General features: G+C 71.2%; 1 protein-coding gene. It reads left to right on the top strand.

The window, feature by feature from the left end:
* The coding region (locus tag D7X99_RS34835; protein ID WP_147476351.1) for a non-ribosomal peptide synthase/polyketide synthase at window positions 1-16793 on the top strand (16793 nt) is incomplete at its 5' end.
* Window positions 16794-16843: the final 50 nt, after the last annotated feature.

Raw genomic sequence — 16843 nt, 5'->3', positions numbered from 1 at the left:
TGGGCCGTGCGGACACGCAGGTGAAGGTGAGGGGCTTCCGAATCGAGCTGGGTGAAGTGGAAGGAGCGCTGCGAGCGCACCCGGCGGTGAAGGAAGCGGTGGTGGTGGCCAAGGGCCAGGGCGCGGGTGACAAGCGCCTCATCGCCTACGTGGTGCCGAAGGCGGAAGGGTGGCCTGGAGTCTCCGGGCTGCGGGATCATGTCAAGGCGAAGCTCCCCGAGTACATGGTGCCGTCGGCGTTCGTGGCGCTGGAGACGCTGCCGCTGACGTCGAACGGCAAGGTGGATCGCAAGGCCCTGCCCGAGCCGGAGAGCGTTCGTCCGGAGCTCGCACGTCAGTATGTGGCGCCGCGCACGGAGGTGGAGACGACGCTGGCGGAGGTCTGGGCGCAGGTGCTCGGCCTGAATCGCGTGGGCGTGCAGGACAACTTCTTCGAACTGGGCGGTGACTCCATCCTGAGCCTGCAGGTGGTGGCTCGGGCTCGGAGGGCCGGCCTGGAGATCTCTCCGAGGCAGCTCTTCCAGAAGCAGACGGTGGAGGAACTGGCGCAGGTCGCGAAGGTCGCCCTGGAGGCCGGAGAGCAGAAGCCGGTGGAAGGCGCGGTGGAGCTGACGCCCGTGCAGCAGGCCTTCTTCGCGCAGGAGCGCAATCAGGCGCACCACTTCAACCAGTCGCTGCTGCTGGACGTCGCGGGAGAAGTCGAAGCCGCGGCGCTGGAGAAGGCGCTGAACGAAGTGGTGAAGCACCACGACGCGCTGCGAATGCGCTTCGATCGGGTGGACGGCGAGTGGAAGCAGCACAACGCGAGCGTGGAAGAAGCCGGCGCGCTGAAGCTGGAGCAGGTGGACCTGCGCGGGGCGCAGGACGTCGCCGCGCAGCTGGAGCAGGTGGCGACGCGGGTACAGGGCAGCCTGGAGCTGGAGAAGGGCCCGCTGGTGAAGGCGGTGCTCTTCGAGCTGGGAGAGAAGGGCCGGAGGCTGCTGGTGGTGGTGCACCACCTGGTGGTGGATGGCGTGTCGTGGCGGGTGGTGGTGGAGGACGTGGAGCGGGCGTGTGAGCAGGTGGCGAGGGGCGAGGCGGTGGAGCTGGGGCCGAAGAGCGCCTCGTACCAGCAGTGGGCGCGGAGGCTGAAGGAGTACGCGGGGCAGGTGGAAGGAGAGGTGGCGTACTGGGAAGCCCAGGGCGCCGAGCAGGTGCCGTCACTGCCGGTGGACGAGGCGGGCGGCCGCAATGAGACAGGCCTGGAGGGAGAGGTCCGTCTGGAGTTGAGCCGCGAGGAGACGGCGGCGCTGCTGCGCGAGGTGCCGGGGGCGTACCGGGCGCGAGTGGACGAGGTGCTGCTGGCGGGACTGGTGGCGGCGCTGAAGAAGTGGAGAGGGCTGGAGCGGGTGCGTGTGGAGCTGGAAGGCCACGGGCGCGAGGAGGAGGTGGGGCTGGAGGTGTCGCGCACGGTGGGCTGGTTCACCAGCGTGTACCCGGTGGTGGTGGAAGCGCCGAAGGCGGAAGGCGCGGGCGCGTGGGTGAGGGCGGTGAAGGAGTCGGTGCGGCGGGTGCCCGGCAAGGGCCTGGGCTTCGGGCTGCTGAAGTACCTGGGCGCGGAAGAGTCGCGGTGGAAGCTGGCGGCGCTGCCGAAGGCGGAAGTCGTCTTCAACTACCTGGGTCAGTTGGACGCGGCGGCCGCGCAGTCGAAGTACTTCGCGCAAGCGAAGGAGCGTGCGGGCGAGGCGCACGCGAAGGGCGAGAAGCGCGCGCACGTGCTGGGCGTCAACGGGTTGGTGGTGGGCGGCCGATTGGAAGTGGCCATTGAATACGGCCGGGAGCTGCACCGCCGCGAGAGCGTCGAGGAGCTGGCCCGGGAGTACGAGCGGCAGCTGAAGAAGCTGCTGAACGATTTGCGGGAACCGGACGCCGGGGTGTGGACGGCGGTGGACTTCCCGCTGGTGAAGGCGAGCCCCCAGCAGTTGGAGAAGGTGCTGGGCCGGGGCGAGGGCGTGGAGGACGTCTATCCACTCTCTCCGTTGCAGCAGGGCCTGCTCTTCCACTCGCTGCTGGAAGGCGGCAGCGGTGTGTACGTGGAGCAGCTCGCGTGGGAAGTGCGCGGCGGGCTGAAGGTGGAGGCACTGAAGCAGGCGTGGCAGACGGTGGTGGAGCGGCTGTCCATCCTGCGCACGCGCTTCCTCTGGGAAGGGCTGGAGGATCCGCTGCAGGTGGTGCAGCGCACGGTGCAGCTGCCGTGGGAAGAGCGTGACTGGAGCAGCCTGGGCCGCGAGGCGCAGCAGCACGCGCTGGACGAGTACCTGAAGGAAGACGCCCGCCAGGGCTTTGAGCTGGGCCAGGCGCCGCTGATGCGCATGGCGGTGATGAAGCTGGGCGAGGAGGGGTGGCGGTGCGTGTGGAGCCACCACCACCTGCTGCTGGACGGCTGGAGCCTCGGTCTGGTGCTGGACGAGGTCTTCACGACGTACGAGGCGCTCGTCACGGGTGGCGAACTCCGCGGCCGGGTGCGGGCGGCGTATCGCGAGTACATCGCGTGGCTTGCGAAGCAGGACACGAAGAAGGCGGAGGCGTACTGGCGTGAGGCGCTGAAGGGCGTGAGCGCGCCGACGCGGCTGCCGCTGGAGGCGCGTGGGGCGAAGGACGACTCCCATGCCCAGGACGAGCTGGTGCTGCAGCTGACGGAGGAGGAGACGTCGGCGGTGCAGGGCTTCGCGCAGCGGCAGCAGGTGACGGTGAACACGCTGGCGCAGGGCGCCTGGGCATTGGTGCTGGGACGTCACGCGGGCGAAGGCGAAGTCGTCTTCGGTGCCACGGTGGCGGGCCGCCCGGCCGAGCTGGACGGCGTCGAAGGCATGGTCGGCCTCTTCATCAACACGCTCCCGGTCCGGGTGAAGCTCGGTGGCGGCGAGTTGGTGGAGTCGTGGCTCAAGGCCCAGCAGGAGCAGCAGGCGGAGCAGCGGCAGTATGAGCAGAGCCCGCTGGTGCGCGTGCAGGGCTGGAGCGAGGTGCCGCGCGGACAGGCCCTGTTCGAGAGCCTGCTCGTCTTCGAGAACTACCCCATTGATTCGTCGTTGAAGGGCCGTGCCAACCGCTGGGAGGTCGGAGACGTCCGCGTGCAGGAGCGGACGAACTACGCGCTCACGCTGTCGGTGATTCCTGACAGGCAGCTGCGGCTGATGCTCGCCTATGACGTGTCGCGCTTCGAGGCACGCGGCATGGACGCGCTGCTGAAGCAGTGGAAGGTGGCGTTGCTGGGGCTGGTGGCCAGCGCCGGCAAGCGGTTGGAGGATGTATCGCTGCTGACGCAGGCGGAGCGTCAGCATGTACTGGAGACGTGGAGCGGCACCCGCGTGGCCTTCCCGGAAGCCACCACCGTCGCCTCGCTGTTCGAGGCGCAGGTGGACCGGGCGCCGGACGCGGTGGCGGTGGAGTTCGACGGACAGCGGCTGACCTACCGGGAGCTGGACGTGCGAGCCAACCAGCTCGCGCGGGCGCTGCACCGGCTGGGCGTGGGCCCGGAGGTCCGGGTCGGCCTGTGCCTGGAGCGCTCGCTGGATGTGGCGGTGGCGCTGCTCGGCATCCTCAAGGCGGGCGGGGCCTACCTGCCCCTGGACCCGATGCTGCCTCGCGAGCGGCTCGCCTTCATGCTGAGCGACAGCGGCGCCGAAGTGCTGCTCACCCAGGGCTCACTGCGGGAACGCCTGCCGGAGACCTCGGCTCGCACGCTCTGCCTGGACGAGGCGCGTGAAGCGCTCCTGCGCGAGAGCGGGGAGCGCGTCCCCGGTGGTGCGGGCCCCGGCAACCTCGCGTACATCATCTACACCTCCGGCAGCACCGGGACCCCCAAGGGCACCGCCATCGAGCACCGGAGCGTGGCCAACCTCGTGACCCACGAGGCGGTGGCGTACGGCATCGGGCCGGGCAGCCGCGTGCTGCAGTTCGCCAACCTGAGCTTCGACCTCTCGGTGGAGGAGATCTTCACCACGCTGACCTCGGGGGCCACGCTGGTGCTGGCGCCCGCGGAGCGATTGTTGCCGGGCGACACGCTGTCCGCGCTGCTGCGGGACGCGAACATCACGGTGCTCAGCCTCACGCCGGCGGCGCTCGCCGTCACGCCGTCCGAGGGGCTGCCCGCGCTTCGCACCGTCATCTCGGGCGGTGAAGCGCTCCCGGCCGAGGTGGTGACGCGCTGGGCCCCCGGCCGGCGCTTCGTCAACTCGTACGGGCCCACGGAAGCCACCGTGGTGGCCACGCTCACGGATTGCGTGGCCGACGGCCGCACGCCGTCCATTGGCCGGCCGCTGGCCAACGTGCGGACCTATGTGCTCGACGCGCGCGGCGGCCTGGTCGCCCTGGGCGTCGCGGGCGAGCTGTACCTGGGAGGCGTTGGTGTGGCTCGGGGTTATCCCGGCCGTCCGGAGCTGACGGCGGAGCGCTTCGTGCCGGACGCGTTTGGCGGCGAGCCGGGTGCCCGGCTGTACCGCACGGGTGACGTCGCGCGCTGGCGCGAGGACGGCAGCCTGGAGTTCGTGGGCCGCGCGGACACGCAGGTGAAGGTGCGTGGCTTCCGCATCGAGCTGGGCGAAGTGGAGGGAGCGCTGCGAGCGCACCCGGCGGTGAAGGACGCGGTGGTGATGGCCAGGGGCCAGGGCGCGGGTGACAAGCGCCTGGTGGCCTATGTCGTGGGCCACGGCCCGGCGGCGGTGGACACGAACGAGCTGCGTCAGGCGCTCAAGGTCCGGCTGCCCGAGTACATGGTGCCCTCGGCGTTCGTGGCGCTGGAGGCGCTGCCGCTGACGTCGAACGGCAAGGTGGACCGCAAGGCCCTGCCCGAGCCGGAAGGCGTCCGCCCGGAGCTGGCGCGTCAGTACGTGGCGCCGCGCACGGAGATGGAGAAGACGCTGGCGGAGGTCTGGGCGCAGGTGCTCGGCCTGAATCGCGTGGGCGTGCAGGACAACTTCTTCGAGCTGGGCGGTGACTCCATCCTGAGCCTGCAGGTGGTGTCCCGCGTGAGGAGGGCGGGCCTGGAGGTGACGCCGAAGCAGCTCTTCCAGAAGCAGACGGTGGAAGAGCTGGCGCAGGTGGTGAAGGCCGCGCAGGCGGTGGCGGATCAGGGTCCTGTCGAAGGCCCGGTGGAGCTGACCGCCATTCAGAAGAGCTTCCTGGAAGAGGCCTGGAAGAAGCCGAGCCACAGCAACCAGTCGCTGCTGCTGGAGGTCTCTCGCGCGCTGGACGCGGCGGTGCTGGAGAAGGCGCTGGGCGAGGTGGTGAAGCACCACGACGCGCTGCGGATGCGCTTCGAGCAGGTTGGCGGCGAGTGGAAGCAGCGCAACGCGGGCGTGGACGAAGCGGGCTCGCTGAAGCTGGAGCAGGTGGACCTGCGCGGTGCGCGGGACGTGGCCACGGAGCTGGAGCAGGTGGCGACGCAGGTGCAGGGCAGCCTGGACTTGGAGAAGGGCCCGCTGGTGAAGGCGGTGCTCTTCGAGCTGGGAGAGAAGGGCCGGCGCTTGCTGGTGGTGGTGCACCACCTGGTGGTGGATGGGGTGTCGTGGCGGGTGGTGGTGGAGGACGTGGAGCGGGCGTGCGAGCAGGTGGAGTTGGGGCCGAAGAGCGCCTCGTACCAGCAGTGGGCCAAGAGGCTGAAGGAGTACGCGGGGCAGGTGGAAGGGGAGGTGGCGTACTGGGAGGCCCAGGGCGCTGCGCAGGTGCCGTCGCTGCCGGTGGACGAGGCGGGCGGCCGCAATGAGACGGGCCTGGAGGGAGAAGTCCGTCTGGAGTTGAGCCGTGAGGAGACGGCGGCGCTGCTGCGCGAGGTGCCGGGGGCGTACCGGGCGCGAGTGGACGAAGTGCTGCTGGCGGGCCTGGCGGCGGCGCTGAAGAAGTGGAGAGGGCTGGAGCGGGTGAGGGTGGAGCTGGAGGGCCATGGGCGCGAGGAAGAAGTGGGGCTGGAGGTGTCGCGCACGGTGGGTTGGTTCACCAGCGTGTACCCGGTGGTGGTGGAGGCGCCGAAGGCGGAGGGCGCGGGCGCGTGGGTGAGGGCGGTGAAGGAGTCGGTGCGGCGGGTGCCCGGCAAGGGCCTGGGCTTCGGGCTGCTGAAGTACCTGGGCGCGGAAGAGTCGAGGCGGAAGCTGGCGGCGCTGCCGAAGGCGGAAGTCGTCTTCAACTACCTGGGACAGGTGGACGCGACGGCGGCGCAGTCGAAGTACTTCGCGCCGGCGAAGGAGAAGGCGGGCGAAGCGCAGGCGAAGGGCGAGAAGCGCGCGCACGTGCTGGGCGTCAACGGTCTGGTGGTAGGCGGCCGGCTGGAAGTGGCTATCGACTACGGCCGGGAGCTGCACCGGCGCGAGAGCGTGGAGGAACTGGCGCGGCACTACGCCCAGGAGTTGCGTCAGCTGCTGCGGCAGCGGACGGAGTCCGAAGCGGGGCTGTGGACGGCGGTGGACTTCCCGCTGGTGAAGGCCAGCGCACAGCAGTTGGAGAAGGTGCTGGGCCGGGGCGAGGGCGTGGAGGACGTCTATCCACTCTCTCCGTTGCAGCAGGGCCTGCTCTTCCACTCGCTGCTGGAAGGCGGCAGCGGTGTGTACGTGGAGCAGCTCGCGTGGGAAGTGCGCGGCGGGCTGAAGGTGGAGGCACTGAAGCAGGCGTGGCAGACGGTGGTGGAGCGGCTGTCCATCCTGCGCACGCGCTTCCTCTGGGAAGGGCTGGAGGATCCGCTGCAGGTGGTGCAGCGCACGGTGCAACTGCCGTGGGAAGAGCGTGACTGGAGCAGCCTGGGCCGCGAGGCGCAGCAGCACGCGCTGGACGAGTACCTGAAGGAAGACGCCCGCCAGGGCTTCGCGCTGGGCCAGGCGCCGCTGATGCGCATGGCGGTGATGAAGCTGGGCGAAGACGGCTGGCGGTGCGTGTGGAGCCACCACCACCTGCTGCTGGACGGGTGGAGCCTCGGTCTGGTGCTGGAGGAGGTCTTCACGACGTACGAGGCGCTCGTCACGGGTGGCGACGTGCGGGGCCGGACGCGCCCTGCGTACCGCGAGTACCTCGGATGGCTTGCGAAGCAGGACACGAAGGAGGCGGAGGCGTACTGGCGTGAGGCGCTGAAGGGCGTGAGCGCGCCGACGCGGCTGCCGCTGGAAGCGCGTGGGGCGAAGGGCGGCACGAACAACCAGGACGAGGTGACGCTGCAGTTGACGGAGGAGGAGACGTCGGCGGTGCAGGGCTTCGCGCAGCGGCAGCAGGTGACGGTGAACACGCTGGCGCAGGGCGCCTGGGCATTGGTGCTGGGACGGCACGCGGGCGAAGGCGAAGTCGTCTTCGGCGCCACGGTGGCGGGCCGCCCGGCCGAGCTGGACGGCGTCGAAGGCATGGTCGGCCTCTTCATCAACACGCTCCCGGTCCGGGTGAAGCTGCCCGATGACGGGGGAGTGGCGGAGTGGCTGAAGGGGCTCCAGAAGCAGCAGGCCGAGCAGCAGCAGTTCGAGCAGAGCCCGCTGGTGCAGGTGCAGGGCTGGAGCAACGTGCCTCGCGGCCAGGCGCTCTTCGACAGCTTGTTGATCTTCGAGAACTACCCTGTCGATGAGTCGCTGAAGGGCCGTGCGAGCCGTTGGGACGTGCGGGATGTCCGCTCGAAGGAGCGGACGAACTACGCGCTCACGTTGTCCGCGATGCCCGGCTCCCAGCTACGTCTGAAGCTGGTCTACGAGACCCCGCGCTTCGAGCAGCGCGGGATGGATGCGCTGCTGAAGCAGTGGAAGGTGGCGCTGCTGGAGCTGGTGGCGAGCGCCGGCAAGCAGCTCTCCGAGGTGACGCTGCTGACGGATGCGGAGCGCCAGCTGGTGGTGAAGGGGTGGAACGCGACGGAGCAGGAGTACGCGCGCGAGAGCAGCATCGCGGAGGAGTTCGAGCGTCAGGTGGCGCAGCGGCCGGACGCGGTGGCGGTGGAGTGCGGAGAAGAGAAGCTGACGTACCGGCAGTTGGATGAGCGAGCCAACCAGCTGGCGCACTTGCTGAGAAGCAAGGGGGTTGGAGCCGAGGAGCGGGTGGGGTTGTGCCTGGAGCGCTCGGTGGAGTTGGTGGTGGCGCTGGTGGGCATCGCGAAGTCCGGAGGCGCGTACGTGCCGCTGGAGGCGGACTACCCCCAGGCGCGGCTGGAGCAGATGGTGGGCGAGGTGAAGCCGCGGGTGGTGGTGACGCGGCGAGCGCTGGCGGAGAAGCTGCCGGTGCAGGGCGTGGAGTGCGTGCTGCTGGAGGAAGTGCAGGAGCAACTGGCCCAGCAGCCGAAGCACGCGCCGAGGAGTGGAGTGGGTGGACGCAACCTGGCGTACATCGACTTCACGTCGGGAAGTACGGGCAAGCCCAAGGGCGTGTGCACGGAGCAGCGGGGCGTGCTGCGCACGGTGAAGGGGACGAAGTACGCGCACCTGGGGCCTGAAGAGACGCTGCTGCTGATTGCCCCGGTGTCGTTTGACGCTTCGACGCTGGAGGTATGGGGCAGCCTGCTGAATGGGGCGCGGCTGGTGGTGTACCCGCCGGGCCCGGTGGGAGACGTGGAGGAGTTGAAGCGGGTGGTGAAGGGGAAGGGCGTCACGACGCTGCACCTGACGGCGGGACTCTTCGCGCAGGTGGTGGACGCGGACGTGGAGGTGCTGCGGGGCCTCAAGCAGTTGCTGACGGGCGGAGACGTGGTGTCCGCGCCGCACGTGCGCCGGGTGGTGGAAGAGCTGAAGGTGCCGGTGACGGCGTGCTACGGCCCGACGGAGAACACGCTCTTCACCAGCTGCCACCGGATGACGGAAGGCAGTCAGGTGGGCGAAGTGGTGGCCATTGGCCAGCCGATTGGGAACACGCGCGTGTACGTGCTGGACGCGGCGCTGAATCCGGTGCCGGTGGGAGTGGCCGGAGAGCTGTACGCGGCCGGAGAGGGCGTGGCGCGAGGTTACCTGGGAAGCGCGGAGCTGACGGCGGAGCGCTTCGTGCCGGACGTGCACGGAGGCGTGGCCGGGGAGCGGATGTACCGGACGGGAGACCTGGCGAGGTGGCGTGCGGACGGGACACTGGAGTTCCTGGGCCGTGCGGACACACAGGTGAAGGTGCGTGGCTTCCGCATCGAGCTGGGCGAAGTGGAAGGAGCGCTGCGAGCGCACCCGGCGGTGAAGGACGCGGTGGTGGTGGCCAAGGGCCAGGGCGCGGGTGACAAGCGCCTCGTCGCCTACGTCGTCGGTCATGGCCCCGAACCCCTCGACGTGAGCCCCCTGCGCCAGGCGCTCGGTGCCCGACTGCCCGAGTACATGGTGCCCTCTGCGTTCGTGACGCTGGAGGCGCTGCCGCTGACGTCCAACGGCAAGGTGGATCGCAAGGCCCTGCCGGAGCCGGACGGCGCGCTGCTGGAACGGGCGCGCGAGTACGTGGCGCCGCGCACGGACGCGGAGAAGTCGCTGGCGGACGTGTGGACGCAGGTGCTGGGCGCGGAGCGCGTGGGCGTGCACGACAGCTTCTTCGAGCTGGGCGGGCACTCACTCCTCGCCACCCGTGCCATCTCACGCATCCGAGAGGCACTGAAGGTGGAGTTGCCCCTCAAGGCCCTCTTCGATGCGCCCACGGTGGCGGAGCTGGCCTCGCTCCTCCAGCGCAGCGCGATGGCGCCGACGACGCAGGCGCCACCGCTGGTCCGCGCGGATCGCTCGGGCCCGCTGCCCCTGTCCTTCGCCCAGCAGCGGCTGTGGTTCCTGGAGCAGCTCGCTCCGGGCGGCTCGCGCTACAACATCCCGGCCGTCTTCCAACTGGAAGGGGCGCTCGACGTGGCCGCCCTGCGGCACGCGCTCCACGCGCTGCAGCAGCGCCACGAATCCCTGCGCACCTCCTTCCGGGGAGAGGCCGGGCAGGTCTGGCAGGTCATCGCCTCGGAGGTGGAGCCGGTCCTGGAGCTCGTCGACCTGCGCTCCATCCCCGACGCCGAGCGCGAGGCCGAGGCCCTGCGCCAGGCCACGCGGGAGGCCCAGCGGCCCTTCGACCTGGGCCAGAGCCCGCTGCTGCGCACCCTCCTGCTGCGGCTGGGTGAGCACACCCACGTGCTGGTGCTCACCGTGCACCACATCGTCTTCGACGGCTGGTCCACCCAGGTCCTCGTCCGCGACCTCACCGCGCTGTACGACGCCCATCGCCGGGGCCACGAGGCCCCGCTGCCTCCGCTGTCCATGCAGTACGCCGACTACGCGGTGTGGCAGCGCGCGTGGCTCCAGGGCGAGGCCCTGGAGTCGCAGCTCGCGTGGTGGAGGGCCCAGCTCGACGGCGCTCCGCCCGCCCTGGAGCTGCCCACGGACAAGCCCCGTCCGGCCGCGCAGTCCTCCCGTGGCGCGAGCCACCCGGTGTCGCTGCCGCGCGAGCTGGTGGAACGGCTCAAGGCACTCGGTCAGCGCGAGGGCGCCACGCCCTTCATGGTGATGCTCGCCGCTTTCCAGTCCCTGCTGTACCGCTACTCGGGCCAGGACGACATCAGCGTGGGCTCGCCCGGCGCCGGCCGTGGCCAGCTCGAGCTGGAGGGCGTCATCGGCTTCTTCATCAACACCCTGGTGCTGCGCACCCGCATGCCGGGCCCGCTCACGTTCCAGGAACTGCTCGCCCGCGTGCGAGAGGTGACGCTCGGCGCCCACGCCCACCAGGACGTGCCCTTCGAGCGGCTCGTGGACGAGCTGCGTCCCGAGCGCGACCTCAGCCGCAATCCGCTGTTCCAGGCGTGGTTCGTCCTCAACCCCGAGGAGTCCCTGGCCCACGTCCTCCCGGGCCTCACCCTGCGGCCGCTGGCGCTGGAGGACTCCACCACCCAGTTCGACCTGACGCTGTCGCTCGTCGACTCGCCCGACGGCTTCTCCGGTGCCCTCTCTTACGCCACCGACCTGTTCGAACCGGCCACCATCGCCCGCATGAGCAGCCACCTGCGGGTGCTCGTCGAGGCGCTGGTGGAGTCGCCCACGCGGCCCCTGGCCACGCTGCAGATGCTCTCTCCGGCCGAGCGGCATCAGCTGCTGCGCGCGTGGAACGACACCGCCCGTCCCGTCGCGGCCGAGCCCGTCCACCGCCTCTTCGAGGCCCAGGTGCGCCGCACCCCGGACGCCATCGCCGTCACCTTCGACGGCCAGGAGCTCACCTACGCGGAGCTCAACGGTCGCGCGAACCAGCTCGCGCGCTACCTGCGCGCGCGCGGCGTGCTTCCCGACGTCCTCGTGGGCCTCTACGTCGACCGCTCGCTGGAGCTGCTGGTGGGTGTGCTCGGCATCCTCAAGTCCGGCGCCGCCTACGTCCCGTTGGATCCCGCCCTGCCCGAGGACCGGCTCGAGCTCATCGCCGACGAGGCCCGCACGCCGCTGCTGCTGACGCAGGAGTCGCTGGCGGATCAGCTCAGCCACCGTGCCGCCCACACCCTGTGCCTGGACCTGGATTGGGATCGCGTGGAGCGCTACCCGGACCATGACCTGGAGGGAGGCGCCAAGGACAGCCATCTCGCCTATGTCATCTTCACCTCCGGCTCCACGGGCACCCCCAAGGGCGTGCTGCTGGAGCACCGCGGGCTGACCAACACCACCCTGGCCTGCATCGAGGCCCTGGAGCTGGGCCCCGGGAAGCGGGTGCTGCAGTTCTTCTCCTCCGGCTTCGACGCGTCCGTCTGGGAAATCTTCCCGACGCTGGTGTCCGGCGCCCGGCTGTCCCTGGCGCGCCGGGAGGACCTGATGCCCGGCACGTCCCTGAAGACGCTGCTCGCCGAGCAGGCCATCACCACCGTGACGCTCACGCCGTCGGTGCTGGCCCAGCTGTCGCCCGACGAGCTGCCGGCCCTGAAGGTGGTGGCCGCGGCGGGCGAGGCCTGCACGCCGGAAGTGGTGGCGCGCTGGAAGCCCGGACGGCGGTTCATCAACGCCTACGGCCCCACGGAGACCACCATCTGCGCCACCTTCAGCGCGGACGTGGACGCGGCCCGGCCCACCATCGGCCAGCCCATCACCAACGCCCAGGTGTACGTGCTGGATGCGCACCTGGAGCCCGTCCCCACGGGGCTGCCCGGCGAGCTGTACATCGGCGGCGCGGGCGTGGGCCGCGGCTACCTCGGCCGTCCCGAGCTGACGGCGGACCGCTTCGTGCCGGATCCGTTCCTCGGTGCCCCCGGCGCCCGGCTGTACCGCACCGGTGACCTGGTGCGCTGGCTGCCCGAGGGCTCCATCGAGTTCCTGGGACGGCTCGACAACCAGGTGAAGCTGCGCGGCTACCGCGTGGAGCTGGGCGAAGTGGAGGCCGTGCTGCTCAAGCACCCCGGGGTGCGCGAAGCAGTGGTGCTGGTGCGCGAGGACGCGCCGGGCCTGATGCGGATGGTGGCCTACCACGTCGGGGAGGACTCGCTCACCGCGGCCGAGCTGCGCGGCTTCCTCCAGGCGCGGCTGCCCGAGTACATGGTCCCCTCCGCGTTCGTCGCGCTGCCCACGCTGCCGCTGAGCTCCAGCGGCAAGGTGGACAAGCAGGCGCTGCCGGCGCCGGAGACGCTGCGCGCCGAGGAGGACTTCGTCGCGCCGTCCACCGACACGGAGCGGCGGCTCGCCGCCATCTGGAGCGAGCTGCTCGGCGTGGAGCGCGTCAGCGTGCACGACAGCTTCTTCGACCTGGGCGGCCACTCGCTGGTGGCCACCCAGCTGCTGTCGCGCATCCGCAACGGCTTCCAGGTGGAGCTGCCCCTGCGCGTTGTCTTCGAGGCCCGCACCCTGGCCGAGCAGGCCGCGCGCGTGGACGCCCTCGCCGGACACGCGAGCGGGGCGGACGCCTTCCCCCTGCGGCCCATGCCGCGGCGGGAGCGCATGCCCATGTCCTTCGCGCAGCAGCGGCTCTGGTTCCTGGATCAGCTGGAGCCGGGGATGCCCTTCTACAACATCCCCATCGCGGTCCGGGTCGAGGGCGCGCTGAACGCCGATGCGCTGGATCGCGCCTTCCAGGAGGTGGTGCGCCGCCATGAATCCCTGCGCACCACGTTCCACGACGGCGAGGACGGTCCGGCCCAGGTGGTGTGGCCCCAGGCGATGCCGCCGCTGTCCCGGATGGACCTGCGCGAGCTTCCGGAAGCGCAGCGCGACGCGCAGGCTCAGCGGCTCCAGGAGGAGGAGGCGCGCCGGCCGTTCGACCTGGCGCGCGGCCCGCTGGTGCGCGCCACGTTGCTGTGGCTGAGCGAGGAGTCGCACCTGCTGCTCCTGACGATGCACCACATCGTCTCGGACGGCTGGTCCATGGGCGTGCTGGTGCGCGAGGTGGTGTCGCTCTACGGGGCCTACCGCGACGGCCAGCCCTCACCCCTGCCGGAGCTGACGCTGCAGTACGCGGACTACGCGGCGTGGCAGCGGCAGTGGCTGCGGGAAGAAACCCTGGAGACGCAGCTCGGCTACTGGCGGAAGCAGCTGGAGGGCGCGCCCTCCTCGCTGGAGCTGCCGGCGGACCGTCCGCGGCCCGCGGTGCGCAGCTACCGGGGCGGGACGCACGTGTCGATGATGGACGCGCGCCTCGCCGGCAACCTGGAGGCGCTGGGCCAGCGCGAGGGCGCCACCCTCTTCATGGTCCTGATGGCGGGCTTCCAGTCCCTGCTGCACCGCTACAGCGGGCAGACCGACCTGGTGGTGGGCACGGACGTGGCCAACCGCAACCACGCGGAGACGGAGTCGCTCATCGGCTTCTTCATCAACCAGCTCGTGCTGCGCCTGCGGATGGAGGGGGACCCGACCTTCACCGCGCTGCTGGCGCAGGCGAAGCAGGTGTCGATGGACGCGTACGCGCACCAGGACCTCCCCTTCGAGGAGGTGGTGCGCGCCATCAACCCGGACCGCACCACGGCGCACGCGCCGCTGTTCCAGGTGAAGTTCGTGCTCCAGAACATGCCCGTGTCGGCGCTGGAGCTGCCCGGGCTCAAGGTGAGCGCGGAGGGTGGCGACCCGGCCACCGCGAAGCTGGACCTGACGGTGCTGGTGAACCCCCGGCCCGACGGGCTGGTCATCACCTGGATGTACAGCATGGACCTCTTCGACGAGCCCACCATCGCGCTCCTGGCGCGGCGCTTCCAGCGGCTGCTGGAGGGCGTGGTGGCCCAGAAGGGCGGCGCCCTGCGGCTGTCCCAGCTCCCCCTGCTGTCCGAGGAGGAGCGCAAGCGGGTGCTGGTGGATTGGAACGACACCGCGGCGCCGTACGAGCGGCGGTGCATCCACGAGCTCATCTCCGAGCAGGCGGCGCGGGTGCCGGACGCGGTGGCGGTGGTGGCTGGCGACGAGCGGCTCACCTACGCGGAGCTGGAGCGCAAGGCCAACCAGCTGGCGCACTGGCTGAAGGCGCTGGGCGTGGGGCCGGAGACGCGGGTGGGCCTGTTCGTGGAGCGGCGGGCGCACGCGCTGGTGGGCCTGCTGGGCATCCTCAAGGCCGGCGGCGCCTACGTGGCCCTGGACCCGGCGCACGCGCACATGAGCGAGCGCGTGCGGCACGTCCTCAACGACGCGCGGGTGCAGGTCATCGTCACCGAGGAGGCGCTGGCCAACGAGCTGCCGTCGCAGGGTGAGTTCCTGGTCAGCCTGGACGCCGGGGACGGGCTCTTGGAGTCCCAGCCGGAGGAGGCGCCGGTCAGCGGCGCGGTGCCGGGCAACGTGGCCTACGTCATCTACACGTCGGGAAGCACGGGGCAGCCCAAGGGCGTGTGCATCGAGCACGGCCAGCTCGCCTGCTACGTGGCGGGCGTGAGCCGGAGGCTGGACCTGCCGCGGGAGATGAGCTTCGCGTCGGTGTCCACGCTGGCGGCGGACCTGGGGCACACCGCGCTCTTCCCCACGCTGTGCGCGGGCGGGGCGGTGCACCTGGTGGACCGGCGGACCGTCTCTGACTCGGCGCTGATGACGGCGTACGGGCGCGAGCACCAGGTGGAGGGCTTGAAGATCGTCCCGACGCACCTGGAGGCGCTGCTGGCGGACGAGGCCGCCCAGGCGCTGCTGCCTCGCAAGCGGCTGGTGCTGGGCGGCGACAAGTCGGAGTGGGCCCTGGTGGAGCGGGTGCACGCGCTCGCGCCGGAGTGCGAGGTGTTCAACCACTACGGCCCCACGGAGACGACGGTGGGCGTGCTCGCGCAGAAGGTGGAGCGCGGCGTGCGCGTGCCCGGGGCGCAGACGGTGCCGCTGGGCAAGCCCCTGGGCAACGTGCGGGTGTACGTGCTGGACGGGTATGGCCAGCCGGTGCCCCCGGGCGTGCCGGGCGAGCTGTTCGTCGGCGGCGAGAGCGTGGGCCGCGGCTACCTGGGCCGGCCGGACCTGACGGCGGAGCGCTTCCTGCCGGACGGCTTCAGCGGCGTGGCCGGCGCCAGGCTGTACCGCACCGGAGACCGCGTGCGGTGGCTGGAGGACGGCCGCATCGAGTTCCTCGGCCGCGTGGACCACCAGCTCAAGATTCGCGGCTACCGCGTGGAGCTGGGCGAGGTGGAGGCGGTGCTGGCGCAGCATGCCGGCGTGGGCGAGTGCGTGGTGGTGGCGCGCGACGAGGCCAGCGGAAAGCAGCTGGTGGCGTACGCGGTGGCGAAGCCGGGCGTCACCCTGGAGGAAGCGCTGCTGCGCGACCACCTGGCGGCCCGGCTGCCGGACTACATGGTGCCGTCGGCCTTCGTGGTGCTGGAAGCGCTGCCGCTGACGTCCAACGGCAAGGTGGACCGCAAGGCGCTCCCGGCGCCGTCGCGCGTGCGGACGGAGACGTCCTACACCGCCCCGCGCACGCGGACGGAGGAACGGCTGGCGGTGCTCTGGCGGGAGCTGCTCAACGTGCCGCGCGTGGGCGTGCACGATGACTTCTTCGACCTGGGCGGCCACTCCCTGCTGGCCACGCAGGTGGTGGCGCGCGTGCGGGCGCTGTTCGAAGTCCAGCTCGCGGTCATCGACCTCTTCGAGGCGCCGACGCTGGAAGGACTGTCGGCGCGCATCGAAGCGGGCACGTCGTCGGACTCGCCGCTGGTGACGCTGCGCAAGGGCGGTGAGGCCCGTCCCTTCTTCTGCGTGCACCCGGTGGGTGGCAGCGTGCTCGGCTACCTGGAGCTGGCGCGGCGCCTGCCGCCGGAGCAGCCCTTCTACGGGTTGCAGGTGCCGGCGAGCGGAGGCGGCGAGACGGTGGAGGAGATGGCCACCCGCTACCTGGAGTCCGTGCGCGAGGTGCAGCCGGAAGGGCCGTACCTGCTGGGCGGCTGGTCGCTGGGCGGACGCGTCGCGTACGAGATGGCGCGGCAGCTCGAGGCCCTGGGCGAGCAGGTGGGGATGCTGGTCGTCATCGACGCGAGCAGCCAGGACGAGGGCCCGGCCGAGGAGGAGTGGCAGGGCGTGCTCGAGTTCGCGGACCACCTGTCCAAGCTGTCGGGCGTGCACCCGCGCGCGGCCGAGGTGCTCCAGCAGGTGGACGCGGTGGAGCTGCGCTCCCTGCTGGAGGGGCCGGCCCCCGTCATCCCGGGCCTCGAGGAGGAGGCGTGCGAGGAGCTGCGCGGCCTGTGGCGCGTGTTCGCGCGAAACCGGCGGGCCGCTCGGGCCTTCGTGCCCGGGCCCTATAGCGGCTCACTGGTGCTGCTGCGGGCCGCCGAGGCGCCTCCGGACCTGGAGGCGGACCTGGGCTGGGGCAGGGTGGCGCGGGGCGGGGTGGAGGTGCTCGAAGTGCCGGGCGACCACTTCACCCTCATCGCCATGCCGCACGTGGAGGCGTTGGCCGAGCGCCTCACGGCCTTGCTGGAGCGGGCCCGATCCGGGGACTCGTTCCAGCGGGTCGGGTAGTCCCGGCTCAGTGCCGGCGGCCCGGGTGTTCAGGCCGCCGGTGGGTCCGG

Origin of the sequence: Corallococcus sp. AB032C (assembly GCF_003668935.1) — a bacterium.
In the GTDB taxonomy this organism is placed as follows: domain Bacteria; phylum Myxococcota; class Myxococcia; order Myxococcales; family Myxococcaceae; genus Corallococcus; species Corallococcus exiguus.
This window is presented reverse-complemented; position numbering and strand designations above follow the sequence as displayed.